Below are 24,444 nucleotides of genomic sequence, written 5' to 3' on the forward strand. Positions count from 1 at the left end.
ATGAGAAAATCATTTTACACTTGGCTCATGACTGAGCGCAATCCTAAAAGTAATAGTCCCAAAGCTATCTTGGCAGACCTCGCTTTTGAAGAATCAGCATTTCCGAAACACACAGATGATTTTGATGAGGTGAGCCGCTTTTTGGAGGAACATGCCAGTTTCTCTTTCAATCTAGGAGACTTTGATGCTATCTGGCAAGAATACTTAGAACACTAGCATGATTCACTGGGTTTGGGCTAGTAATTTCTCCACCCCTTTGCTATAATAAAAAGAAATAAAAGGATTAGAGAGGTTCTTTATTTGAAGGAACATTCAATAGACATTCAACTGAGTCATCCAGATGACCTGTTTCATCTTTTTGGTTCCAATGAACGCCATCTTCGTTTGATGGAAGAAGAGCTTGATGTGGTGATTCATGCTCGTACGGAGATTGTGCAGGTTTTGGGAGAAGAGACTGCCTGTGAGGAAGCCCGTCAAGTTATTCAGGCTTTGATGGTCTTGGTAAATCGTGGGATGACCGTTGGTACACCAGATGTGGTGACTGCGATTAGCATGGTCAAAAACGATGAAATCGACAAGTTTGTCGCCCTTTACGAAGAAGAAATTATCAAGGACAATACAGGGAAGCCTATCCGTGTCAAAACACTGGGTCAAAAGCTTTATGTGGATAGTGTCAAACAGCATGATGTGACCTTTGGAATTGGGCCTGCAGGGACAGGGAAGACCTTTCTTGCAGTGACCTTGGCTGTGACTGCTCTTAAACGTGGGCAGGTCAAGCGGATTATCCTAACTCGTCCAGCAGTGGAAGCTGGCGAGAGTCTAGGTTTTCTTCCTGGTGATCTTAAAGAGAAGGTAGATCCTTACCTTCGACCTATTTATGATGCTTTGTATCAGATTCTCGGCAAAGACCAGACCACCCGTCTCATGGAGCGTGAAATTATCGAGATTGCGCCCCTTGCCTATATGCGTGGACGGACCTTGGATGATGCCGTTGTCATTCTCGATGAGGCCCAAAATACGACCATCATGCAGATGAAGATGTTTTTGACTCGTTTAGGTTTTAATTCTAAGATGATTGTCAATGGAGATATCAGTCAGATTGACCTTCCGCGTAACGTCAAGTCCGGTTTGATTGATGCTCAAGAGAAACTCAAGAACATTCATCAGATTGACTTTGTTCATTTTTCAGCTAAGGATGTGGTTCGCCATCCAGTTGTCGCTCAGATTATCCGAGCTTATGAACCAGCTCCAGTTAAAAATGAAGAGCGTGAAGAAGTAGATACTCAACCTCTATCTGAAGGATAGTTCTTTTGTACTTAAAGTTATCTCAATACCAAGTATAAATTTGCTTTTTACATGTTTTATTTAATATCCTTATATTAGATTAGAAACTTTTCAAGTGGTGGAAACCTATGGAATCAATTTTTGTAAAATTTGCCCAGTATCCGTCTATAGAAACAGAGCGTTTATTGCTCCGACCTGTAACTTTGGATGATGCGGAAGCTATGTTTGAGTATGCCTCAGACAGAGAAAATACGCGCTACACTTTTCCAACAAATCAAATCTTGGAAGAAACCAAGAATAACATTGCTCAGTTCTACTTGGCCAATCCCTTGGGACGGTGGGCAATAGAACTAAAAAGCAATGGTCAGTTTATTGGAACCATTGACTTGCACAAGATTGATCCTGTTCTTAAGAAGGCAGCTATTGGCTACATTATCAATAAAAAGTATTGGAATAAAGGATTAACGACAGAAGCCAATCGTGCTGTGATTGAGCTGGCTTTTGAGAAGATTGGAATGAATAAGTTGGTTGCCCTTCACGATAAGGACAATCCTGCATCTGGAAAGGTCATGGAGAAATCAGGCATGCATTTTTCCCATGCAGAACCATATGCTTGTATGGACCAGCATGAAGAAGGCCGAATCGTTACAAGAGTTCATTATGTCTTGACTAAGGAAGACTATTTTGCAAATAAATAAGCAGTTGAGAAGAAATTTTCAACTGTTTTTTCTTCCTCTTACGAATAATCTAAGAGAGGAGAAAATATGGAAGCAATTATCGAGAAAATCAAAGAGTATAAAATCATTGTCATCTGTACTTGTCTGGGCTTGCTTGTAGGAGGATTTTTCCTGCTAAAGCCAGCTCCACACACACCTGTCCAGGAAACGAATTTGCAGGCAGAAGTTACAGCTGTTTCCAAGGATTCATCGACCGAAAAGGAAGAGAAGGAAGAACCGGTTGAACAAGATCTAATCACAGTAGATGTGAAGGGAGCTGTTAAATCGCCAGGGATTTATGATTTGCCTGTAGGTAGTCGAGTTAATGATGCTGTTCAGAAGGCTGGTGGTTTGACAGATCAAGCAGATAGCAAGTCGCTCAATCTAGCTCAGAAAGTTAGTGATGAGGCTCTGGTTTACGTTCCAACTAAGGGAGAAGAAGCTAGTCAACAGTCAGGTTCTGGAGCGACTTCTTCAACAAGCAAGGAAAAGAAGGTCAATCTCAACAAGGCCAGTCTGGAAGAGCTCAAGCAGGTCAAGGGGTTGGGAGGAAAACGAGCCCAGGATATTATCGACCATCGCGAAGCAAATGGCAAGTTCAAGTCAGTAGACGAGCTCAAGAAGGTCTCTGGCATTGGTGCCAAGACCATAGAAAAGTTAAAAGACTATGTTACAGTGGATTAAGAATTTCCCCATTCCCCTAATTTATCTGAGTTTTCTATTGCTTTGGCTTTATTACGCTATTTTCTCAGCATCCTATCTTGCTTTGTTGAGCTTTGTTTTTCTGCTAGTCTGTCTCTTTGTACAATTTTCTTTGAAATCTGCCAGCAAAGTTCTAGTGATTTGTGGAATCTTTGGTTTCTGGTTTCTGTTTCAAAATTGGCAACAGAGTCAAGCGAGTCAAAATTTGGCGGATTCTGTTGAAAGGGTACGGATTTTGCCCGACACTATTAAGGTTAATGGTGATAGTCTATCCTTTCGTGGTAAGTCTGATGGACGCATTTTTCAAGTCTATTATAAACTCCAATCCGAGGAGGAGAAAGAAGCCTTTCAATCTTTAACCGACCTTCATGAGATAGGACTAGAAGGGAAGCTTTCGGAGCCAGAAGGGCAGAGGAATTTTGGTGGATTTAACTATCAAGCCTATCTGAAAACTCAGGGAATTTACCAGACTCTCAATATCAAAAAAATCCAGTCACTTCAAAAGGTTGGCAGTTGGGATATAGGTGAAAACCTGTCCAGCTTACGCCGAAAGGCTGTGGTTTGGATTAAGACGCACTTTCCAGACCCTATGCGCAATTACATGACAGGGCTCTTGCTAGGACATCTGGACACAGATTTTGAGGAGATGAATGAGCTTTATTCTAGTTTAGGAATTATCCACCTCTTTGCCTTGTCGGGGATGCAGGTAGGTTTTTTCATGGACGGGTTTAAGAAACTACTCTTGCGATTAGGCTTGACCCAAGAAAAGTTGAAATGGCTGACCTATCCCTTTTCCCTTATCTATGCAGGACTGACAGGATTTTCGGCATCGGTCATTCGCAGTCTCTTGCAGAAGCTACTGGCTCAGCATGGCTATAAGGGCTTAGATAATTTTGTCCTTACTGTACTTGTTCTCTTTATCGTCATGCCCAACTTTTTCTTAACAGCAGGAGGTGTCTTGTCCTGCGCCTATGCTTTTATCTTGACCATGACCAGCAAAGAAGGGGAGGGGCTAAAGGCTATTGCCAGAGAAAGTCTAGTTATTTCCTTGGGAATATTGCCCATTCTATCCTTCTATTTTGCGGAATTTCAACCTTGGTCCATCCTCTTGACCTTTGTCTTTTCCTTTCTATTTGACATGGTCTTCTTGCCGCTCTTATCTATCTTATTTGCTCTTTCCTTTCTCTATCCAGTCACTCAACTTAATTTTATGTTTGAATGGTTGGAAAGCATTATTCGCTTGGTATCACAGGTGGCAAGTAGGCCTCTGGTCTTTGGACAACCCAATGCATGGCTGTTGATATTACTATTAATTTCTTTAGCTTTGGTCTATGATTTGAGGAAAAACATTAAAAGTCTAGCAGTATTGAGCTTATTGATTGTTAGTCTCTTTTTCTTGACCAAGCATCCGTTGGAAAATGAAATTACCATGCTGGATGTAGGGCAAGGAGAAAGCATTTTCCTACGGGATGTAACTGGGAAAACCATTCTCATAGATGTAGGTGGCAAGGCAGAATCTGGTAAGAAAATCGAGAAATGGCAAGAAAAGGCGACGACCAGCAATGCCCAGCGAAACTTGATACCCTATCTCAAAAGTCGAGGAGTAGATAAGATTGACCAGCTGATTTTGACCAATACAGACAAGGAACATATTGGAGATTTGTTGGAGGTGGCTAAGGCTTTCCATGTAGGCGAAATTTTAGTGTCAAAAGGCAGTTTGAAGCAGAAGCAATTTGTGGCAGAACTACAGGCTGCTCAAACCAAGGCTCGTAGTGTGTCAGTGGGAGAGAATTTGCCAATTTTTGGAAGTCAGTTAGAAGTCTTATCTCCAAGGAAAATTGGAGATGGAGGTCATGAAGATTCCCTGGTTCTGTATGGAAAACTTTTGGATAAGTACTTTCTTTTTACAGGAAATTTGGAGGAAAAAGGAGAGAAGGATTTGCTGAAGCGGTATCCAGATCTAGAGGTGGATGTTTTGAAAGCTGGCCAACATGGTTCTAAAAACTCATCAAGTTCAGCCTTTCTAGAACAGCTCAAACCAGAGATCACTCTCATCTCAGTTGGAAAGAACAATCGAACGAAATTACCCCATCAGGAAACTTTGACACGACTAGAAACTATCAATAGCAAAGTTTATCGAACTGACCAGCAAGGAGCTATACGCTTTAAGGGGTGGAAAAGTTGGAAAATCGAAAGCGTTCGATAGGAAGGATAAATACTATATATTAGTACAATAAACTAAAAATCTGTTGCATAATAATGATAAAAACGATATAATGAAAGCGTCTTCAATATTGATGATATAAAACCATTAAAAATTAGCAAAAACCGTTTAATTAGTTAGTTTATGATTATTGGTCTTTTTCAGTCCAGTGTATCTGCTGTGACAGTCACTAAAAGTTACAAGTATGATTGGAATACGGTTTGGGAATATAGTACCAACTATCACGGCCATCAATATGCTCGGATTCCATCATAGTATCGTTATGATAGCTATTCTGAGTATAAAGTTGGTTCTGGTTTGAATTACAATCGTTATGAGGTACTAAACTACTACAGCGGAGGCTATTAATTCTTAAAGAGTGAGAAAAAGGAGGACTGTATATGATAACTCTTACTCATGTGACCTTAAAAACGCGACAAGTCATCTTACAAGATGTTGACTTTACATTTGAAAAGGGTATGATTTATGGTGTTCTTGCTATCAATGGTTCTGGAAAGACGACACTGTTCCGTGCCATTAGCAATTTAATTCCTATAAGTAGCGGAAATATCGCAGCCCCTCCTTCTTTATTTTATTATGAAAGTGTTGAATGGCTGGATGGAAACTTAAGTGGGATGGACTACCTTCGTCTTATCAAAAACATCTGGAAGTCAGGGCTGAACTTGGGGGATGAAATTGATTACTGGGAAATGTCTGACTATATCAGCCTTCCCATTCGCAAGTATTCCTTAGGTATGAAGCAACGCTTGGTGATTGCCATGTATTTCCTGAGTCAGGCAAAATGCTGGCTCATGGATGAGATTACAAATGGCTTAGATGAGTATTATCGACAGAAGTTTTTTGATAGGCTGGCACAAATCGATAGACAAGAACAGCTGGTTCTTTTAAGTTCCCACTATAAGGAAGAGTTGCTTGATGTCTGCGATAGAGTAGTAACCATTCATCAGGGGCAAATAGAAGAGGTTTAGTTTATGAAAGATGTTAGTCTATTTTTATTAAAAAAAGTTTTCAAAAGTCGCTTAAACTGGATTATCTTAGCTTTATTTGTATCTGGACTCGGTGTTACCTTTTATTTAAATAGTCGGACTGCAAACTCACACAGCTTGGAGAGCGAGTTGGAAACCAGTCTTGTAAAAGATGAGAGAGTCATCAATGGATATGAAGAGAAACTCTCCCAAATATCTGACACCAGCTCGGAGGAATACCAGTTTGCTAAAGAAAATTTAGACTCGCAAAAAAATCATTTGACTCAAAAGACAGAAATTCTGACTTTATTAAAAGAAGGGCGCTGGAAAGAAGCCTACTATTTGCAGTGGCAAGATGAAGAGAAGAATTATGAAGTTATGTCAAATCAACCGACTTCTAGCTCTGACTTAAAAATGGCGATTGACCGCCAACGAAAGATTTACCAAGCCCTGTATCCCTTGAACATAAAAGCACATACTTTGGAGTTTCCGACCCACGGGATTGATCAGATTGTCTGGATTTTAGAGGCTATCATCCCAACCTTGTTTGTAGTTGCTATTATTTTTATGCTAACGCAACTATTTGCAGAAAGATATCAAAATCATCTGGACACAGCTCAGTTATATCCTTTTTCAAAAGTGGCATTTGCCATGTCCTCCCTTGGAGTTGGAGTGGGCTATGTAACTGTGCTGTTTATCGGAATCAGCGGATTTTCTTTTCTAGTGGGAAGTCTGATAAGTGGTTTTGGACAGTTAGATTATCCCTACCCGATTTATAGCTTAGTGAATCAAGAGGTAACTATTGGAAAGATACAAGATGTGTTATTTCCTGGCTTGTTACTAGCTTTCTTAGCTTTTATCGTCATTGTGGAAGTCGTCTACTTGATTGCTTACTTTTTCAAGCAAAAAATGCCTGTCCTCTTTCTTTCACTCATTGGGATTGTTGGCTTATTGTTTGGCATCCAAACAATTCAGCCTCTTCAAAAGATTGCACATCTGATTCCCTTTACTTACTTGCGTTCAGTGGAGATTTTATCTGGAAGATTACCTAAGCAAATTGATAATGTCAATCTGAATTGGAGTATGGGAATGGTCTTACTTCCTTGCCTGATTATCCTTTTGTTAGTGGGGATTCTATTTATCGAAAGATGGGGAAGTTCACGTAAAAAGGAAGTTTTTAATAGATTCTAGCTTTCCTACAGGGAAAATAAGCAAAAACTAACATAGAGAGGGAATCAACTTGATTCTCTCTTTTTGATTCGAAAACCAAGTCAAAATATAAACACAAACTTTTCAAAAAAATAACTTTTTATCTTGACAAGAGCTAGAAAACTTGGTATCATATAAAAGTTGAGAAAAGCAGAAGTGAGAGCTTCTCGCCTTGTGACATTAAGTTGCCTGGCCCTACGGATGAAAAGTTTCTAAGAAACGCTATCATAACGTGCGGGCTTGTATATTTACGAGTCCGCTATTGTTTTTCTCTAATAAAACAAAAGAGGTGAAAACCATAGCAAAGCAAGACTTATTCATCAATGATGAGATTCGTGTACGTGAAGTTCGCTTGATTGGTCTTGAAGGAGAACAGCTAGGCATCAAGCCACTCAGTGAAGCGCAAGCTTTGGCTGATAACGCTAATGTTGATCTAGTGTTGATTCAACCACAAGCCAAACCACCTGTTGCAAAAATTATGGACTACGGTAAGTTCAAATTTGAGTACCAGAAGAAGCAAAAAGAACAACGTAAAAAACAAAGTGTTGTTACTGTGAAAGAAGTTCGTCTAAGTCCAACTATTGACAAGGGTGACTTTGATACAAAACTTCGCAATGCACGCAAATTCCTTGAAAAAGGAAATAAAGTTAAGGTATCTATTCGCTTTAAGGGTCGTATGATTACCCATAAAGAGATTGGTGCAAAAGTTTTAGCCGAGTTTGCTGAAGCAACTCAAGATATTGCAATCATCGAACAACGTGCTAAAATGGATGGACGTCAAATGTTCATGCAATTGGCGCCAGCGACTGACAAAAAATAATTGTCAGAAAGTTAAATAAAGGAGAAAAAATCATGCCAAAACAAAAAACACACCGCGCATCAGCTAAACGTTTCAAACGTACAGGTTCTGGTGGACTTAAACGTTTCCGTGCTTACACTTCTCACCGTTTCCACGGAAAAACTAAGAAACAACGTCGTCATCTTCGTAAAGCATCTATGGTGCATTCAGGAGATTACAAACGTATCAAAGCAATGCTTACTCGCTTGAAATAATAGCTTGACTGTAAGTAAACAATTCTAGGAAATATTTGGAGGAAATAAAACATGGCACGTGTTAAAGGTGGCGTTGTATCACGCAAACGTCGTAAACGTATTCTTAAATTAGCAAAAGGTTACTATGGAGCTAAACACATCTTGTTCCGTACTGCAAAAGAACAAGTAATGAACTCTTACTACTATGCATACCGTGACCGTCGTCAGAAAAAACGTGACTTCCGCAAATTGTGGATCACTCGTATCAACGCGGCAGCTCGTATGAACGGACTTTCATACTCACAATTGATGCATGGTTTGAAATTGGCTGAGATTGAAGTTAACCGTAAAATGCTTGCTGACTTGGCTGTTAACGATGCAGCAGCTTTCACAGCTCTTGCAGATGCAGCGAAAGCAAAACTTGGTAAATAATAACAGATAAGACTGGAACAGGATTGTCCCAGTCTTTTTAAAAATAAAGGAGAAAAATATGGCTTCAAAAATGCTACATACTTGCTTGCGAGTAGAAAATCTTGAAAAATCAATTGCATTCTATCAAGATGCTTTTGGATTTAAAGAATTGCGTCGCAGAGATTTTCCAGACCATGCCTTCACGATTGTCTATCTAGGTCTTGAGGGTGACGACTATGAGTTGGAGTTGACTTATAACTACGATCATGGTCCTTATGTGGTTGGAGATGGATTTGCCCATATCGCCCTAAGTACACCTGATCTTGAGGCGCTTCATCAAGAGCATAGTGCCAAAGGTTATGAAGTTACCGAGCCAAATGGTCTACCAGGAACTGCACCTAACTATTACTTTGTCAAAGACCCTGATGGCTACAAGGTTGAAGTCATTCGTGAAAAATAATCTCGTGAGGTCAAGTAGAATGTTCGTTTTCTACTTGACTTTTTTTTGCTGAAAGAGTATACTAGTAAAAATTTAACCTTTAAGGGGAGTCCAGAGAGACTCACAAGGTGTCAGATAAAAGAATAGTACAATTTTCTAGAGGAGACTTTTTGAGTGTGCTCTCTTCTGTTGTACGATTTTAACTGAGGCCTTGCACTAGCAAGGTCTTTTCTTTATCTGGTCCCCTTAAAATTTAAGGAGGAAAAGTCATGAATCCCACATGTAAGAAACGTTTGGGTGCTATTCGATTGGAAACCATGAAGGTGGTTGCACAGGAGGAAATCGCGCCAGCAATCTTTGAATTAGTTCTAGAAGGGGAAATGGTTGAAGCCATGCGAGCAGGCCAATTTCTTCATCTGCGTGTTCCCGATGATGCCCATCTCTTGCGCCGTCCTATTTCAATTTCATCTATTGATAAGGTAAAGAAGCAGTGTCACCTCATTTATCGGATTGAAGGGGCTGGGACAGCTATTTTCTCAACCTTAAGTCAGGGAGACACTCTTGATGTGATGGGTCCTCAGGGAAATGGTTTTGACTTGTCTGACCTTGATGAGCAGAGCCAGGTTCTCCTTGTTGGTGGGGGAATTGGTGTTCCGCCCTTGCTTGAAGTAGCCAAGGAATTGCATGCGCGTGGTGTGAAAGTAGTGACAGTTCTCGGTTTTGCCACTAAGGATGCTGTTATTTTAGAGACGGAATTAGCTCAATATGGTCAAGTCTTTGTAACGACAGATGATGGTTCTTATGGTATCAAGGGAAATGTCTCTGTAGTCATCAAGGATTTAGACAATCAATTTGATGCTGTTTACTCATGTGGGGCGCCTGGAATGATGAAGTATATCAATCAAACCTTCTATAACCATCCAAGAGCCTATCTATCTTTGGAATCTCGTATGGCTTGTGGGATGGGGGCTTGCTATGCCTGCGTCCTAAAAGTGCCAGAAAGTGAGACGGTTAGCCAACGCGTCTGTGAAGATGGTCCTGTTTTCCGCACAGGAACAGTTGTATTATAAGGAGAAAATTATGACTACAAATCGTTTACAAGTTTCTCTACCAGGCTTGGATTTGAAAAATCCGATTATTCCAGCATCAGGCTGTTTTGGTTTTGGTCAAGAGTATGCCAAGTACTATGATTTAGACCTTTTGGGTTCTATTATGATCAAGGCGACAACTCTTGAACCCCGTTTTGGCAATCCAACTCCAAGGGTGGCAGAGACGCCTGCTGGTATGCTCAATGCAATTGGCTTGCAAAATCCTGGTTTGGAGGTTGTTTTGGCTGAAAAGTTACCTTGGCTAGAAAGAGAGTATCCAAATCTTCCCATTATTGCCAATGTAGCTGGTTTTTCAAAACAAGAGTATGCAGCTGTTTCTCATGGGATTTCTAAGGCAGCTAATGTGAAGGCTATTGAGCTCAATATTTCTTGTCCCAACGTAGATCACTGTAATCATGGACTCTTGATTGGTCAAGATCCAGATTTAGCTTATGATGTGGTGAAAGCAGCTGTGGAAGCCTCTGATGTACCAGTTTATGTCAAACTAACTCCTAGTGTGACCGATATCGTTACTGTCGCAAAGGCAGCAGAGGATGCAGGAGCAAGTGGCTTGACTATGATTAATACTCTGGTTGGAATGCGCTTTGACCTCAAAACTCGTAAACCAATCTTGGCCAATGGAACAGGTGGGATGTCAGGCCCAGCCGTCTTTCCAGTAGCCCTCAAGCTTATTCGCCAAGTAGCCCAAACAACAGACCTGCCCATCATTGGAATGGGGGGAGTGGATTCGGCAGAAGCTGCCCTAGAAATGTATCTGGCTGGAGCATCGGCCATTGGAGTTGGAACAGCCAACTTTACCAATCCTTATGCCTGCCCTGATATCATCGAAAATCTGCCAAAAGCCATGGACAAATACGGCATTAGCAGTCTGGAAGATCTACGCAAGGAAGTAAAAGAGTCTCTGAGGTAAACTGCAATCAATCTGTTCTTGATTTTTTATCAGTTTGTAATGTTGATTATAGAGAATTTTGATACAATAAAATAGAAAGAACAGAGGAAGAAAGTTTATGAAGAAATTGAGATTTGTTTTTTTAGCTCTGCTATTTTTCTTAGCCAGACCAGAGAGTGCAATGGCTAGTGATGGTACTTGGCAAGGAAAACAATACCTGAAAGCAGATGGGAGTCAAGCAGCTAATGAGTGGGTTTTTGATGCTCACTATCAATCTTGGTTTTATATAAAAGAAGATGCCAACTATGCTGAAAATGAATGGCTAAAGCAAGGTGATGACTATTTTTACCTCAAATCTGGTGGCTATATGGCCAAGTCAGAATGGATAGAAGACAAGGGAGTCCTCTATTATCTTGACCAAGATGGAAAGATGAAAAGAAATGCTTGGCTAGGAGCTTCCTATGTCGGTGCTACAGGTGCCAAGGTAATAGAAGACTGGGTCTATGATTCTCAATATGATGCTTGGTTTTATATCAAAGCAGATGGCCAACACGCAGAGAAAGAATGGCTCCAAATCAAAGGTAAGGACTATTATTTCAAATCTGGTGGTTATTTACTGACAAGTCAGTGGATTGAACAGGCTTATGTGAGTGCTAGTGGCGCTAAAGTACAGCAAGGTTGGCTTTTTGACAAACAATACCAATCTTGGTTTTATATCAAAGAAAATGGAAATCATGCTGATAAAGAATGGATTTTCGAAAATGGTCACTATTATTATCTAAAATCCGGTGGCTATATGGCAGCCAATGAATGGATTTGGGATAAGGAGTCATGGTTTTACCTTAAATCTGATGGCAAAATGGCTGATAAAGAATGGGTATACGATTCTAAAAATCAAGCCTGGTACTACTTCAAATCCGGTGGCTACATGGCAAAAAATGAGACTATTGATGGTCATCAGCTAGGAAGCGATGGAAAGTGGAATAAGGAGTCGAAGACTAGCTCTGATTATTATCAGGTCCTTCCAGTTACTGCAAATATCTATAATGCAGATGGTGAAAAGCTGTCCTATATATCGCAAGGTAGTGTTGTTTGGCTAGATAAGGATAGAAAAAGTGATGACAAGCGCCTGGCTATTACTATTTCTGGTTTGTCAGGCTATATGAAAACAGAAGATTTACAAGCACTAGATGCTAGTAAGGACTTTATCCCTTATTATGAGAGTGATGGACACCGTCTTTATCACTATGTGGCTCAGAATGCTAGTATCCCAGTAGCTGCTCATCTTTCTGATATGGAAGTAGGCAAGAAATATTATTCGGCAGATGGGCTGCATTTTGATGGTTTTAACCTTGAAAATCCCTTCCTTTTTAAAGAATTGACAGAGGCTACAAACTATAGTGCTGAAGACTTGGATAAGGTATTTAGTTTGCTAAATATTAATAATAGTCTCTTAGAAAATAAGGGAGCTACTTTTAAGGAAGCCGAAGAACATTATCATATCAATGCCCTTTACCTCCTTGCCCATAGTGCTTTAGAAAGTGATTGGGGACGAAGTAAGATTGCCAAAGATAAGAATAATTTCTTTGGAATTACAGCCTATGATACGACCCCTTACCTTTCTGCCAAGACATTTGATGATGTGGATAAGGGAATTTTAGGTGCAAGCAAGTGGATTAAGGAAAATTATATCGATAGGGGCAGAACTTTCCTTGGAAACAAGGCATCTGGTATGAATGTGGAATATGCCTCAGATCCTTATTGGGGTGAAAAAATTGCTAGTGTGATGATGAAAATCAATGAGAAATTAGGTGGCAAAGATTAGTCCTATAATTGATACTCTTCGAAAATCTCTTCAAACCACGTCAGCGTCGCCTTGCCGTATATATGGTTACTGACTTCATCAGCTCTATCTGCAACCTCAAAGCAGTGCTTTGAGCAGGCTGCGGCTAGCTTCCTAGTTTACTCTTTGATTTTCATTGAGTATGAATATGATTTGAGTATAAGTTAAAAATCCTGATTTCAAGTAAAATCAGGATTTTTTCATGGATGCGATTTTTTCAGGGTCTGGTGTGACACGGAGTGTCTTTTGTCCTGTGTAAGTGACAAAGCCTGGTTTTCCACCAGTTGGTTTATTGAGTTTCTTGACTTCAATCATATCTACCTGCACCAGATTTGACAGGCGTCCTTGAGAGAAGTAGGCGGCCAGCTCTGCTGCGTCTGTCTTGACTTCATCAGATGGGTCAAGATTGCCTGAGATGACAACATGACTTCCAGGAATATCCTTGGCGTGGAACCAAAGTTCCTCCTTGCGGGCCATTTTAAAGGTTAGTTCCTCATTTTGCAGGTTATTACGTCCGACATAGATGATGGTTTTGCCATCACTCGCTAGATATTGTTCTGGTTTTTTGCGCTTCTGAATTTTCTCTCGCTGTCTTCTACGGATAAAGCCAGTTTGGATTAATTCCTCACGGATTTCAGCGATTTCTTCTAGCCCAGCTTGGTTGAGGACAGTTTCGACACTTTCTAGATAGAGGATAGTGGACTTGGTTTCTTCAATCAGATTAGTCAAGTATTTGACAGCTTCTTTGAGTTTCTGGTAACGTTTAAAAAAGCGTTGGGCATTCTGGTTGGGAGTTAATGCCTTATCAAGCGCAATGGTGATAGGTTGGTTGGTGTAGTAGTTGTCTAGTATAACCTGGTCTTGGTCGTTAGGCACTTGGTGGAGGAAAGTTGTCAGTAATTCCCCCTTTTGACGAAATTCCTCCGCATTGTCTGTCGCCAGTAACTCTTTTTCTTGTTTTTTGAGTTTGTGGCGATTTTTCTGAAGTTCATTTTCAACACGGCGAATGAGTTCACTGGCTTGCTGTTTGACGCGGTCGCGCTCAGCCTTATCCTTATAGTAGGTGTCCAGCAAGTCAGAAAGACTGGCAAAAGGCTCCCCCACCTGATTTGCAAAAGGAACTGGACTGAAGGAAGTCTCAGTCAAGCATGGCTTGGTTTCTTGATTGAAAAAGGTACGGAAAGTAGATAGTTTATCACTAATCAGAATGTTTTCTAATTCATTTGCCGTATCGCGTCCCAGACCTTGAAAGAAGTTTTGAAGGTTTTTAGCTGTCGTTTCCTGTGTTTGTAGGATTTCAAAGAGCTTTTCATCCTTGATAGTAAAAGGATTGAGAGATTCCGTACTTGGCGGAGCGATATAGGTTGACCCAGGAAGCAAGGTACGGTAGCTATTTTGTGAAAAACCGACGTGTTTGATAACTTCGAGGATTTTATGACTGCTCTTATCAACTAGTAGAATATTACTATGTTTGCCCATGATTTCGATAATCAAGGTAGCCTGAATATGGTCTCCAATCTCGTTTTTATTGGAAACCGTGATTTCCACAATTCGGTCATTTTCCACTTGCTCAATTGACTCAATCAGGGCACCCTGCAAATATTTTCTCAAAACCATGATAAAGGTAGAGGGTTGGGCTGGATTTTCAAAAGTCGTTTGGGTCAGCTGAATGCGTCCAAAAACTGGATGGGCAGAAAGGAGCAGGCGATGACTTTGGCGATTGCTGCGGATTTGCAAGACCAACTCTTGTTCAAAAGGCTGATTGATTTTCTGGATGCGACCGTTCACTAACTCTCTTCGCAATTCCTCAACCATGTGGTGTAAAAAAAATCCGTCAAATGACATCGTTCTCTCCTTGTGATTGTATTCCATAGTATTATATCAAAAAGGTAGAATAAAATCATGGAAATGTGGTATAATAAAGCCAAGTAAAGAGAAACGAGAAGTACATGTATATTGAAATGGTAGACGAAACTGGTCAAGTTTCAAAAGAAATGTTGCAACAAACCCAAGAAATTTTGGAATTTGCAGCCCAAAAATTAGGAAAAGAAGACAAGGAAATGGCAGTCACCTTTGTGACCAATGAACGTAGTCATGAACTCAATCTGGAGTACCGTGACACCGACCGTCCGACAGATGTCATCAGCCTTGAGTATAAACCAGAATTGGAAATTGCCTTTGACGAAGAGGATTTGCTTGAAAATCCAGAATTGGCAGAGATGATGTCTGAGTTTGATGCCTATATTGGGGAACTTTTCATCTCTATTGATAAGGCTCATGAGCAGGCTGAGGAATATGGCCACAGCTTTGAGCGTGAGATGGGCTTCTTGGCAGTACACGGCTTTTTACATATTAACGGCTATGATCACTACACTCCGGAAGAAGAAGCGGAGATGTTCGGTTTACAAGAAGAAATTTTGACAGCCTATGGACTCACAAGACAATAAACGAAAATGGAAAAATCGTGACCTGATATCCAGTTTAGAATTTGCTCTTACAGGAATTTTTACTGCCATAAAGGAAGAACGCAATATGCGAAAACATGCGGTGACGGCTCTCGTGGTCATCCTCGCAGGTTTTGTTTTTCAGGTGTCACGAATCGAATGGCTCTTTCTCCTATTGAGCATTTTTTTGGTAGTAGCCTTTGAAATTATCAATTCTGCTATCGAGAATGTGGTGGATTTGGCCAGTCACTATCACTTTTCTATGCTGGCTAAAAATGCCAAGGATATGGCGGCTGGCGCGGTATTAGTGGTCTCTCTTTTCGCAGCCTTAACAGGCGCATTGATTTTTCTCCCACGAATCTGGGATTTATTATTTTAAATAGCAAGAGGAAATTATGACTTTTAAATCAGGCTTTGTAGCCATTTTAGGACGTCCCAACGTTGGGAAGTCAACTTTTTTAAATCATGTCATGGGGCAAAAGATTGCCATTATGAGTGACAAGGCGCAGACAACGCGCAACAAAATTATGGGAATTTACACAACTGATAAGGAGCAAATTGTCTTTATCGACACACCAGGGATTCACAAGCCTAAAACGGCTCTTGGAGATTTCATGGTCGAATCTGCCTATAGTACCCTTCGTGAAGTGGATACTGTTCTTTTCATGGTGCCCGCTGATGAAGCGCGTGGTAAGGGGGACGACATGATTATTGAGCGTCTTAAGGCTGCCAAGGTCCCTGTGATTCTGGTGGTGAATAAGATTGATAAGGTCCACCCAGACCAGCTTTTGTCTCAGATTGATGATTTCCGTAATCAGATGGACTTCAAGGAAATTGTTCCAATCTCAGCCCTTCAGGGAAATAACGTGTCTCGTCTAGTTGATATTTTGAGTGAGAATCTGGACGAAGGTTTCCAGTATTTCCCGTCTGATCAAATCACAGACCATCCAGAACGTTTCTTGGTTTCAGAAATGGTTCGCGAGAAAGTCTTGCATCTAACTCGTGAAGAGATTCCGCATTCGGTAGCAGTAGTTGTGGATTCTATGAAACGAGATGAAGAGACAGATAAGGTCCATATCCGTGCAACCATTATGGTCGAGCGAGATAGCCAAAAAGGGATTATCATCGGTAAAGGTGGTGCTATGCTTAAGAAAATTGGTAGTATGGCCCGTCGTGATATCGAACTCATGCTAGGAGACAAGGTCTTCCTAGAAACCTGGGTCAAGGTCAAGAAAAACTGGCGCGATAAAAAGCTAGATTTGGCTGACTTTGGCTATAATGAAAAAGAATACTAAGTAGAGGTGGGCTCATGCCTGCTTCTTGTTTTTACAGAAGGAGGACTTATGCCTGAATTACCTGAGGTTGAAACTGTTCGACGTAGCTTGGAAAAATTGATTTTGGGAAAGAAGATTTCGAGTATAGAAATTCGCTATCCCAAGATGATTAAGACAGATTTGGATGAGTTTCGCAAGGAAGTGCCTGGTCAAGTTGTTGAGTCAATGGGACGTCGTGGTAAATATTTACTTTTCTACCTGACAGACAAGGTCTTGATTTCCCATTTGCGCATGGAAGGCAAGTATTTTTACTATCCAGACCAGGTTCCTGAACGCAAGCATGCCCATGTTTTCTTTCAGTTTGAAGATGGTGGCACGCTTGTTTATGAGGATGTACGCAAGTTTGGTACTATGGAACTCTTGGCTCCTGACCTTTTAGACGCCTACTTTATTTCTAAAAAATTAGGGCCTGAACCAAGCGAACAAGACTTTGATGCGCAGGTCTTTCAAGCTGCCATAACCAAATCTAAAAAGCCTATCAAGTCCCATCTCCTAGACCAGACCTTGGTGGCTGGACTTGGCAATATCTATGTGGATGAGGTCCTCTGGCGAGCTCAGGTTCATCCAGCTAGACCTTCCCAGACTCTGACAGCAGAAGAAGCGACTGCCATTCATGACCAGACCATTGCTGTTTTGGGACAAGCTGTTGAAAAAGGTGGTTCCACCATTCGGACCTATACCAATGCCTTTGGGGAAGATGGAACCATGCAGGATTTTCATCAAGTCTATGACAAGGCTGGTCAAGAATGTTCACGTTGTGGCACCATCATTGAGAAAATCCAACTAGGTGGACGAGGCACCCACTTTTGTCCAAACTGCCAAAGGAGGAGCTGATGGGGAAAATCATCGGAATCACAGGAGGAATTGCCTCTGGTAAGTCAACCGTGACAAATTTTCTAAGAAAGCAAGGCTTTCAAGTAGCGGATGCCGACGCAGTCGTCCACCAACTCCAGAAACCTGGCGGTCGTCTGTTTAAGGCTCTAGTCCAGCACTTTGGGCAAGAAATCATCCTTGAAAATGGAGAACTCAATCGCCCTCTCCTAGCTAGTCTCATCTTTTCAAATCCTGATGAGCAAGAATGGTCTAGGATAACTCAAGGGGAGATTATTCGTGAAGAGTTGGCTGCCTTGAGAGACCAGTTGGTTCAGACAGAAGCTATCTTTTTCATGGATATCCCCTTGCTTTTTGAGCAGGACTACAGCGCTTGGTTTGATGAGACGTGGTTGGTATATGTGGACAGAGATGTCCAAGTTGAACGCTTAATGAAAAGGGATCAGTTATCCAAGGATGAAGCTGAGCCTCGTCTGGCAGCCCAGTGGCCTTTAGAGAAAAAGAAAGGTTTGGCTAGCCATGTTCTAGACAATAATGGAAATCAGAACCAGCTTCTTAATCAGGTGGTCTCCCTGCTTGAGGGAGGTAAGCAAGATGACAGAGATTAACTGGAAGGATAATCTGCGCATTGCCTGGTTTGGTAATTTTCTGACAGGAGCTAGTATTTCTTTGGTTGTGCCTTTTATGCCCATCTTTGTGGAAAATCTAGGTGTTGAGAGTGAGCAAGTCGCTTTTTATGCAGGCTTAGCAATTTCTGTCTCTGCTATTTCCGCGGCCCTCTTTTCTCCTATCTGGGGCATTCTGGCTGACAAATACGGTCGGAAACCCATGATGATTCGGGCTGGGCTTGCCATGACTATCACTATGGGAGGCTTGGCCTTTGTGCCAAATATTTATTGGTTAATCTTTCTTCGTTTACTGAATGGTCTATTTGCAGGATTTGTTCCCAATGCAACGGCCCTGATAGCCAGTCAGGTTCCCAAGGAGAAATCAGGAACTGCCTTAGGTACTCTGTCTACAGGCGTAGTTGCAGGTACTCTAACTGGTCCTTTTATTGGTGGCTTTATCGCGGAATTATTTGGCATTCGTACGGTTTTCTTACTGGTTGGTAGTTTTCTATTTTTAGCTGCTATTTTGACTATTTGCTTTATCAAGGAAGATTTTAAACCAGTAGCCAAGGAAAAGGTTATTCCAACAAAGGAATTGTTTACCTCAGTTAAATACCCCTATCTCTTGGTTAACCTCTTTCTGACCAGTTTTGTCATCCAATTTTCAGCCCAATCGATTGGTCCTATCTTAGCTCTGTATGTACGCGACTTAGGCCAAACAGAGAATCTTCTTTTTGTCTCTGGTTTGATTGTATCCAGTATGGGCTTTTCCAGTATGATGAGTGCAGGAGTCATGGGAAAGCTAGGTGACAAGGTGGGGAACCATCGCCTCTTGGTTGTAGCCCAGTTTTATTCAGTTATCATCTATCTCCTCTGTGCCAATGCCTCTAGCCCCCTTCAACTAGGACTTTATCGTTTCCTCTTTGGATTGGGAACCGGTGCTTTGATTCCCGGGGTTAATGCGCTACTCAGCAAAATGACTCCCAAATCCGGCATTTCGAGGGTCTTTGCCTTCAATCAGGTATTCTTTTATCTGGGAGGTGTCGTTGGGCCTATGGCAGGTTCTGCAGTAGCAGGTCAATTTGGCTACCATGCAGTCTTTTATGCGACAAGCCTTTGTGTTGCCTTTAGTTGTCTCTTTAACATTCTTCAATTTCGAACATTATTAAAAGTAAAGGAAATCTAGTGCGAGTAAAAATTAATCTCAAATGCTCCTCTTGTGGCAGTATCAATTACCTAACCAGTAAAAATTCAAAAACTCATCCAGACAAGATTGAGGTTTTAAAGTATTGTCCCAAGGAAAGAAAAGTAACCCTACATCTTGAATCTAAGTAGATTTTATGGTAAAATAATAGGGATTTTAAGGAGTTTGATATGTATAACCTATTATTAACCATTTTATTAGTATTATCTGTTGTGATTGTGATTGCGATTTTCATGCAACCAACTAAAAACCAATCCAGCAATGTATTTGATGCCAGCTCAGGTGATTTGTTTGAACGCAGTAAAGCACGCGGTTTCGAAGCTGTAATGCAGCGTTTGACAGGGATTTTAGTCTTTTTCTGGCTAGCCATTGCCTTAGCATTGACGGTATTATCAAGTAGATAAGAAAATAATGGGCAGGACTAGGTCTTTGCCTCTTTTTATTTTTAAAGGATGTTTGAAAAGGTTTTACAGTAAAAGAAAATTAAAAAATCTAGAAAGAAAATATGAAAGATAGAATAAAAGAATATTTGCAAGATAAGGGAAAGGTAACTGTCAATGACTTGGCTCAGGCTTTGGGAAAAGACGGTTCCAAGGATTTTCGTGAGTTGATTAAAACCTTATCCTTAATGGAAAGAAAGCACCAGATTCGCTTTGAAGAAGATGGAAGTCTAACCTTGGAAGTCAAGAAAAAACATGAGATTACTCTCAAGGGGATTTTTCATGCTCATAAAAATGGCTTTGGCTTTGTTAGTCTGGAAGGCGAGGAGGACGACCTTTTTGTAGGAAAAAACGATGTCAACTATGCTATTGATGGTGATACCGTTGAGGTCGTGATTAAGAAAGTCGCTGACCGAAATAAGGGAACAGCAGCCGAAGCTAAAATTATCGATGTCTTAGAACACAGTTTGACAACTGTTGTCGGCCAAATCGTTCTAGATCAGGAAAAACCTAAGTATGCTGGCTACATCCGTTCGAAAAATCAGAAAATCAGTCAACCGATTTATGTTAAGAAACCAGCTCTAAAACTAGAAGGAACCGAAGTTCTCAAGGTCTTTATCGATAAATACCCAAGCAAGAAACATGATTTCTTTGTCGCGAGTGTACTTGATGTAGTGGGGCATTCAACGGATGTCGGAATTGATGTCCTTGAGGTTTTAGAGTCTATGGACATTGTATCTGAGTTTCCGGAAGCTGTTGTCAAGGAAGCAGAAAGTGTGCCTGATGCTCCGTCTCAAAAGGATATGGAAGGCCGTCTGGATTTGAGAGGTGAGATTACCTTCACCATTGATGGCGCGGATGCCAAGGACTTGGACGATGCGGTGCATATCAAGGCCTTGAAAAATGGTAATCTGGAACTCGGAGTTCACATTGCAGATGTTTCCTACTATGTGACCGAGGGTTCGGCCCTTGACAAGGAAGCCCTTAACCGCGCGACTTCTGTCTATGTGACAGACCGAGTTGTCCCAATGCTTCCAGAACGACTGTCTAATGGAATTTGCTCCCTCAATCCTCAAGTTGACCGTCTGACCCAATCTGCCATTATGGAGATTGATAAACATGGTCGTGTGGTTAATTACACTATTACACAAACGGTTATCAAGACAAGTTTCCGTATGACCTATAGTGATGTCAATGATATCCTAGCTGGAGACAAGGAAAAGAGACAAGAATATCAGAAAATTGTTCCAAGTATCGAACTCATGGCCAAGCTTCATGAAACTTTAGAAAACATGCGTGTGAAACGTGGAGCCCTCAATTTTGATACCAATGAAGCGAAGATTTTAGTGGATAAACAAGGTAAGCCTGTTGATATCGTTCTTCGTCAGCGTGGAATTGCCGAGCGCATGATTGAGTCCTTTATGTTGATGGCCAATGAAACAGTTGCCGAGCATTTCAGCAAGCTGGATTTGCCTTTTATCTATCGAATTCACGAGGAGCCTAAGGCTGAAAAGGTTCAGAAGTTTATTGATTATGCTTCGAGTTTTGGCTTGCGCATTTATGGAACTGCCAGTGAGATTAGCCAGGAGGCCCTCCAAGACATCATGCGTGGTGTTGAGGGAGAGCCTTATGCGGATGTATTGTCCATGATGCTTCTTCGCTCCATGCAGCAGGCTCGCTATTCGGAGCACAATCACGGCCATTATGGATTAGCGGCTGACTATTATACTCACTTTACTAGTCCGATTCGCCGTTATCCAGACCTTCTTGTTCACCGTATGATTCGGGACTACGGACGTTCTAAGGAAATAGCAGAGCATTTTGAGCAAGTGATTCCAGAGATTGCGACCCAGTCTTCCAACCGTGAGCGTCGTGCTATCGAGGCTGAGCGTGAAGTCGAAGCCATGAAAAAGGCTGAGTATATGGAAGAATACGTAGGCGAAGAATACGATGCGGTTGTGTCCAGCATCGTTAAATTCGGTCTCTTTGTCGAATTGCCAAACACAGTTGAAGGCTTGATTCACATCACCAATCTACCTGAATTTTATCATTTCAATGAGCGTGATTTGACCCTTCGTGGGGAGAAATCGGGAACAACCTTCCGTGTCGGACAGCAAATCCGTATCCGGGTTGAAAGAGCCGACAAGATGACTGGTGAAATTGACTTCTCTTACATCCCAAGTGAGTTTGATGTGATTGAAAAAGGTTTGAAACAGTCTAGTCGCAGTGACAGAGGACGTGGTTCAAGTCGTCGTTCAGATAAGAAGGAAGATAAGAGAAAATCAGGACGCTCAAATGATAAGCGCAAGCATTCACAAAAAGACAAGAAGAAAAAAGGGAAGAAACCTTTTTACAAGGAAGTAGCTAAGAAAGGAGCCAAGCATGGCAAAGGGCGAGGGAAAGGTCGTCGCGCAAAATAAAAAAGCACGCCACGACTATACAATCGTAGATACGCTAGAGGCAGGGATGGTCCTGACTGGGACTGAAATCAAGAGTGTGCGAGCTGCTCGAATCAATCTCAAGGACGGCTTTGCCCAAGTAAAAAATGGGGAAGTTTGGTTGAGCAATGTTCATATCGCGCCTTACGAAGAGGGAAATATCTGGAACCAGGAACCTGAACGCCGTCGTAAACTCCTGCTCCATAAGAAACAAATCCAAAAATTGGAACAAGAGACCAAAGGGACAGGAATGACCCTGGTTCCCCTTAAAGTCTATATCAAAGATGGTTATGCTAAGCTTCTTTTAGGACTTGCCAAAGGGAAGCATGACTATGACAAACGTGAGTCAATTAAGAGACGTGAGCAGAATCGCGATATTGCGCGCGTGATGAAAGCAGTCAACCAGCGATAAGAAGAGGAATGAAGATGGAAAAACTAGTTGCCTATAAACGTATGCCCTTGTGGACGAAAGAAACCATGCCAGAGGCGGTTCAGCAGAAACACAATACCAAGGTTGGGACTTGGGGGAAAATTACTGTCTTGAAGGGGGCTCTCAAGTTTATTGAGTTGACCGAAGAAGGGGAAGTTCTAGCTGAACACCTCTTTGAAGCAGGGGCAGACAATCCAATGGCCCAACCTCAAGCCTGGCACCGAGTGGAGGCTGTAACAGACGATGTAGAATGGTATTTGGAATTTTATTGTAAACCTGAGGATTATTTTCCTAAAAAATACAATACCAATCCGGTTCATTCAGAGGTCTTAGAGGCTATGCAGACAGTAAAACCAGGGAAAACCTTGGATTTGGGCTGTGGTCAGGGGCGCAATTCCCTCTTTCTAGCCCAACAAGGTTTTGATGTGACAGCTGTCGATCAAAATGAACTGGCTCTTGAAATCTTGCAAAACATTGTGGAACAGGAAGATCTGGACATGCCTGTTGGTCTTTACGATATCAATTCAGCTAGCATTGGTCAAGAGTATGATTTCATCATATCGACAGTTGTTTTGATGTTTCTGCAAGCAGATCGCATTCCTGCAATTATCAAAAACATGCAGGAGAAAACCACTGTTGGTGGTTACAATCTTATCGTTTGTGCTATGGATACGGAGGATTATCCTTGCTCAGTGAACTTCCCTTTTACTTTTAAAGAAGGGGAACTGGCAGACTATTACAAGGACTGGGAATTGGTTAAGTACAATGAAAATCCTGGCCATCTTCACCGTCGCGATGAGAATGGCAATCGTATTCAACTACGCTTTGCAACCATGCTAGCCAAAAAAATAAAGTAGATATGTATGAAGGTTAGGAAATTTCCTGATCTTTTTTCTTTTTTTCGAATAATATAGAAAAGGAGGGAAATCATGTTTGTTGCGAGAGATGCTAGGGGAAAGCTGATAAATGTGTTAGAGGATAAACTTGAGAAGCAAGCTTACACCTGCCCAGCTTGTGGAGGTCAGCTCCGTTTGCGTCAAGGACCAAGTGTCCGGACCCATTTTGCCCACAAAACCTTAAAAGACTGTGATTTTTCCTCTGAAAATGAAAGTCCAGAACACCTGGCAAATAAAGAATCACTTTATCACTGGTTGAAAAAAGATGCAGAGGTGCAATTAGAATACCCTCTTCCAGAGCTTAAACAGATTGCGGATGTATTTGTAAATGGCAATCTAGCTTTAGAGGTTCAATGTAGTCCCTTGCCTCAAAAAGTTCTTAAAGAGCGTAGTGAGGGCTATCGTAGTCAGGGTTACCAAGTACTGTGGTTGCTGGGTGAAAAACTTTGGCTCAAGGAGCGTTTGACTCGTCTGCAACAAGGTTTTCTATACTTCAGTCAAAACATGGGCTTTTATGTTTGGGAAGTAGACAAGGAAAAACAAGTTTTAAGACTCAAATACTTGATTCACCAAGATCTCCGTGGTAAACTCCATTATCAGATTAGGGAATTTCCCTATGGTCACGGTAGTCTACTGGAGATATTACGTCTTCCCTATAAGAAACAAAAAATATCTCATTTTACAGTTTCTCAGGACAAGGACATCTGTCGTTATATCCGGCAACAACTCTATTATCAAAATCCTATTTGGATGAAAGAACAAGCAGAAGCTTATCAAAAGGGAGAAAATATTCTGACTTATGGGCTGAATGAATGGTATCCACAAATTCGACCACTAGTAGGTGAGTTTTGCCAGATTAAGCAAGATTTGACCAGCTATTATCAGTGTTTTCAAACCTATTATCAAAAAAATCCTCAAAATGATTGGCAAAAGCTCTATCCACCAGCCTTTTATCATCAATATTTCTTAAAAAATATGGTAGAATAGAAAGGATGG

The 24,444-nt window shown here is 41.3% G+C and carries 27 protein-coding genes, 1 pseudogene and 1 other annotated feature; of the genes and pseudogenes, 27 read left to right on the forward strand and 1 reads right to left on the reverse strand.

Annotated elements, in window-relative coordinates; genetic code table 11:
* From JQ841_RS08190 to JQ841_RS08260, 15 genes and pseudogenes are all read left to right on the forward strand, one after another.
* Complete coding sequence (locus JQ841_RS08190) at positions 1-216, forward strand: YozE family protein (RefSeq protein ID WP_001232084.1); 216 nt, start codon at positions 1-3, stop codon at positions 214-216.
* 84 nt (positions 217-300) lie between these two features.
* Positions 301-1,305 (forward strand): PhoH family protein, encoded by a 1,005-nt coding sequence (locus JQ841_RS08195; RefSeq protein WP_203180624.1) that lies wholly within the window; start codon positions 301-303, stop codon positions 1,303-1,305.
* Positions 1,306-1,412: 107 nt separating this feature from the next.
* Positions 1,413-1,982, forward strand: coding sequence for a GNAT family N-acetyltransferase (locus JQ841_RS08200; protein ID WP_203180625.1), 570 nt, complete (start codon positions 1,413-1,415; stop codon positions 1,980-1,982).
* Between the two features lie 66 nt (positions 1,983-2,048).
* The gene (locus JQ841_RS08205) at positions 2,049-2,684 is read left to right on the forward strand and encodes a helix-hairpin-helix domain-containing protein (RefSeq protein WP_203180626.1); all 636 of its coding nucleotides are present in this window, start codon (positions 2,049-2,051) and stop codon (positions 2,682-2,684) included.
* The gene (locus tag JQ841_RS08210) at positions 2,668-4,908 is read left to right on the forward strand and encodes a DNA internalization-related competence protein ComEC/Rec2 (RefSeq protein ID WP_203180627.1); all 2,241 of its coding nucleotides are present in this window, start codon (positions 2,668-2,670) and stop codon (positions 4,906-4,908) included. The genes JQ841_RS08205 and JQ841_RS08210 overlap by 17 nt, the downstream gene beginning before the upstream one ends.
* 141 nt (positions 4,909-5,049) lie before the next feature.
* Positions 5,050-5,274: pseudogene (locus JQ841_RS08215) on the forward strand (hypothetical protein).
* A 32-nt stretch (positions 5,275-5,306) separates the two neighbouring features.
* The gene (locus JQ841_RS08220; RefSeq protein WP_203180628.1) at positions 5,307-5,894 is read left to right on the forward strand and encodes an ATP-binding cassette domain-containing protein; all 588 of its coding nucleotides are present in this window, start codon (positions 5,307-5,309) and stop codon (positions 5,892-5,894) included.
* Positions 5,895-5,897: 3 nt separating this feature from the next.
* Complete coding sequence (locus JQ841_RS08225; protein ID WP_203180629.1) at positions 5,898-7,082, forward strand: hypothetical protein; 1,185 nt, start codon at positions 5,898-5,900, stop codon at positions 7,080-7,082.
* A 160-nt stretch (positions 7,083-7,242) separates the two neighbouring features.
* Positions 7,243-7,374 (forward strand) — a sequence feature (ribosomal protein L20 leader region).
* A gap of 15 nt (positions 7,375-7,389) precedes the next feature.
* Positions 7,390-7,920: a translation initiation factor IF-3 gene (gene infC / locus JQ841_RS08230; protein WP_000848180.1), complete on the forward strand. Its 531-nt coding sequence runs from the start codon at positions 7,390-7,392 to the stop codon at positions 7,918-7,920.
* A 32-nt stretch (positions 7,921-7,952) separates the two neighbouring features.
* Positions 7,953-8,153, forward strand: coding sequence for a 50S ribosomal protein L35 (gene rpmI / locus JQ841_RS08235; RefSeq protein ID WP_001125943.1), 201 nt, complete (start codon positions 7,953-7,955; stop codon positions 8,151-8,153).
* A gap of 51 nt (positions 8,154-8,204) precedes the next feature.
* Complete coding sequence (rplT, locus tag JQ841_RS08240; protein WP_000124834.1) at positions 8,205-8,564, forward strand: 50S ribosomal protein L20; 360 nt, start codon at positions 8,205-8,207, stop codon at positions 8,562-8,564.
* Positions 8,565-8,622: 58 nt separating this feature from the next.
* The gene (gene gloA / locus JQ841_RS08245; RefSeq protein ID WP_000157153.1) at positions 8,623-9,003 is read left to right on the forward strand and encodes a lactoylglutathione lyase; all 381 of its coding nucleotides are present in this window, start codon (positions 8,623-8,625) and stop codon (positions 9,001-9,003) included.
* A gap of 248 nt (positions 9,004-9,251) precedes the next feature.
* Positions 9,252-10,052 (forward strand): dihydroorotate dehydrogenase electron transfer subunit, encoded by an 801-nt coding sequence (locus tag JQ841_RS08250; protein ID WP_203180630.1) that lies wholly within the window; start codon positions 9,252-9,254, stop codon positions 10,050-10,052.
* Positions 10,015-11,001 carry a dihydroorotate dehydrogenase gene (locus JQ841_RS08255; RefSeq protein ID WP_203180631.1) on the forward strand — a complete coding sequence of 329 codons (987 nt, stop codon included), beginning with the start codon at positions 10,015-10,017 and terminating at the stop codon, positions 10,999-11,001. Before JQ841_RS08250 ends, JQ841_RS08255 begins: the two co-directional genes overlap by 38 nt.
* A 97-nt stretch (positions 11,002-11,098) precedes the next feature.
* Positions 11,099-12,805 (forward strand): glucosaminidase domain-containing protein, encoded by a 1,707-nt coding sequence (locus JQ841_RS08260; protein ID WP_203180632.1) that lies wholly within the window; start codon positions 11,099-11,101, stop codon positions 12,803-12,805.
* Between the two features lie 207 nt (positions 12,806-13,012).
* Here JQ841_RS08260 and pavA read toward each other — a convergent pair whose 3' ends face one another.
* Positions 13,013-14,668 carry an Rqc2 family fibronectin-binding protein PavA gene (gene pavA, locus JQ841_RS08265; protein ID WP_203180633.1) on the reverse strand — a complete coding sequence of 552 codons (1,656 nt, stop codon included), beginning with the start codon at positions 14,666-14,668 and terminating at the stop codon, positions 13,013-13,015.
* A gap of 104 nt (positions 14,669-14,772) precedes the next feature.
* On the opposite strand from pavA, the gene ybeY reads away from it, so the two are divergent.
* The 12 genes from ybeY to JQ841_RS08325 all read left to right on the forward strand — a co-directional run bounded on the left by ybeY (position 14,773) and on the right by JQ841_RS08325 (position 24,435).
* Positions 14,773-15,270 (forward strand): rRNA maturation RNase YbeY, encoded by a 498-nt coding sequence (gene ybeY, locus JQ841_RS08270; protein WP_000275156.1) that lies wholly within the window; start codon positions 14,773-14,775, stop codon positions 15,268-15,270.
* Positions 15,251-15,646 carry a diacylglycerol kinase family protein gene (locus tag JQ841_RS08275; RefSeq protein ID WP_000378166.1) on the forward strand — a complete coding sequence of 132 codons (396 nt, stop codon included), beginning with the start codon at positions 15,251-15,253 and terminating at the stop codon, positions 15,644-15,646. Before ybeY ends, JQ841_RS08275 begins: the two co-directional genes overlap by 20 nt.
* Positions 15,647-15,662: 16 nt before the next feature.
* On the forward strand, positions 15,663-16,562 hold the full coding sequence (gene era, locus JQ841_RS08280) for a GTPase Era (RefSeq protein WP_000143264.1): 900 nt from the start codon (positions 15,663-15,665) through the stop codon (positions 16,560-16,562).
* 48 nt (positions 16,563-16,610) lie between these two features.
* Complete coding sequence (gene mutM / locus JQ841_RS08285) at positions 16,611-17,435, forward strand: DNA-formamidopyrimidine glycosylase (RefSeq protein WP_203180634.1); 825 nt, start codon at positions 16,611-16,613, stop codon at positions 17,433-17,435.
* Positions 17,435-18,040 carry a dephospho-CoA kinase gene (gene coaE / locus JQ841_RS08290; RefSeq protein ID WP_084924521.1) on the forward strand — a complete coding sequence of 202 codons (606 nt, stop codon included), beginning with the start codon at positions 17,435-17,437 and terminating at the stop codon, positions 18,038-18,040. The genes mutM and coaE overlap by 1 nt, the downstream gene beginning before the upstream one ends.
* A complete protein-coding gene (locus tag JQ841_RS08295) occupies positions 18,027-19,226 on the forward strand; it encodes a multidrug efflux MFS transporter PmrA (protein ID WP_203180635.1) in 1,200 nt (399 codons plus the stop codon). The genes coaE and JQ841_RS08295 overlap by 14 nt, the downstream gene beginning before the upstream one ends.
* Positions 19,226-19,375, forward strand: coding sequence for a 50S ribosomal protein L33 (rpmG, locus tag JQ841_RS08300; protein ID WP_001809104.1), 150 nt, complete (start codon positions 19,226-19,228; stop codon positions 19,373-19,375). The genes JQ841_RS08295 and rpmG overlap by 1 nt, the downstream gene beginning before the upstream one ends.
* Before the next feature lie 39 nt (positions 19,376-19,414).
* Positions 19,415-19,648, forward strand: a complete 234-nt coding sequence (gene secG / locus JQ841_RS08305; RefSeq protein WP_000282517.1) for a preprotein translocase subunit SecG — start codon at positions 19,415-19,417, stop codon at positions 19,646-19,648.
* A gap of 101 nt (positions 19,649-19,749) precedes the next feature.
* Complete coding sequence (rnr, locus tag JQ841_RS08310) at positions 19,750-22,104, forward strand: ribonuclease R (RefSeq protein WP_203180636.1); 2,355 nt, start codon at positions 19,750-19,752, stop codon at positions 22,102-22,104.
* Positions 22,067-22,534: an SsrA-binding protein SmpB gene (gene smpB / locus JQ841_RS08315; RefSeq protein ID WP_001051750.1), complete on the forward strand. Its 468-nt coding sequence runs from the start codon at positions 22,067-22,069 to the stop codon at positions 22,532-22,534. The genes rnr and smpB overlap by 38 nt, the downstream gene beginning before the upstream one ends.
* A gap of 14 nt (positions 22,535-22,548) precedes the next feature.
* Entirely contained in the window at positions 22,549-23,409 is an 861-nt protein-coding gene (gene tehB / locus JQ841_RS08320) for an SAM-dependent methyltransferase TehB (protein ID WP_203180637.1), read from the forward strand.
* A gap of 72 nt (positions 23,410-23,481) precedes the next feature.
* Positions 23,482-24,435 carry a competence protein CoiA gene (locus tag JQ841_RS08325; RefSeq protein ID WP_203180638.1) on the forward strand — a complete coding sequence of 318 codons (954 nt, stop codon included), beginning with the start codon at positions 23,482-23,484 and terminating at the stop codon, positions 24,433-24,435.
* Positions 24,436-24,444 lie beyond the last annotated feature (9 nt).

Origin of the sequence: Streptococcus mitis (assembly GCF_905187535.1) — a bacterium.
Classification (GTDB): Bacteria; Bacillota; Bacilli; order Lactobacillales; family Streptococcaceae; genus Streptococcus; species Streptococcus mitis_BS.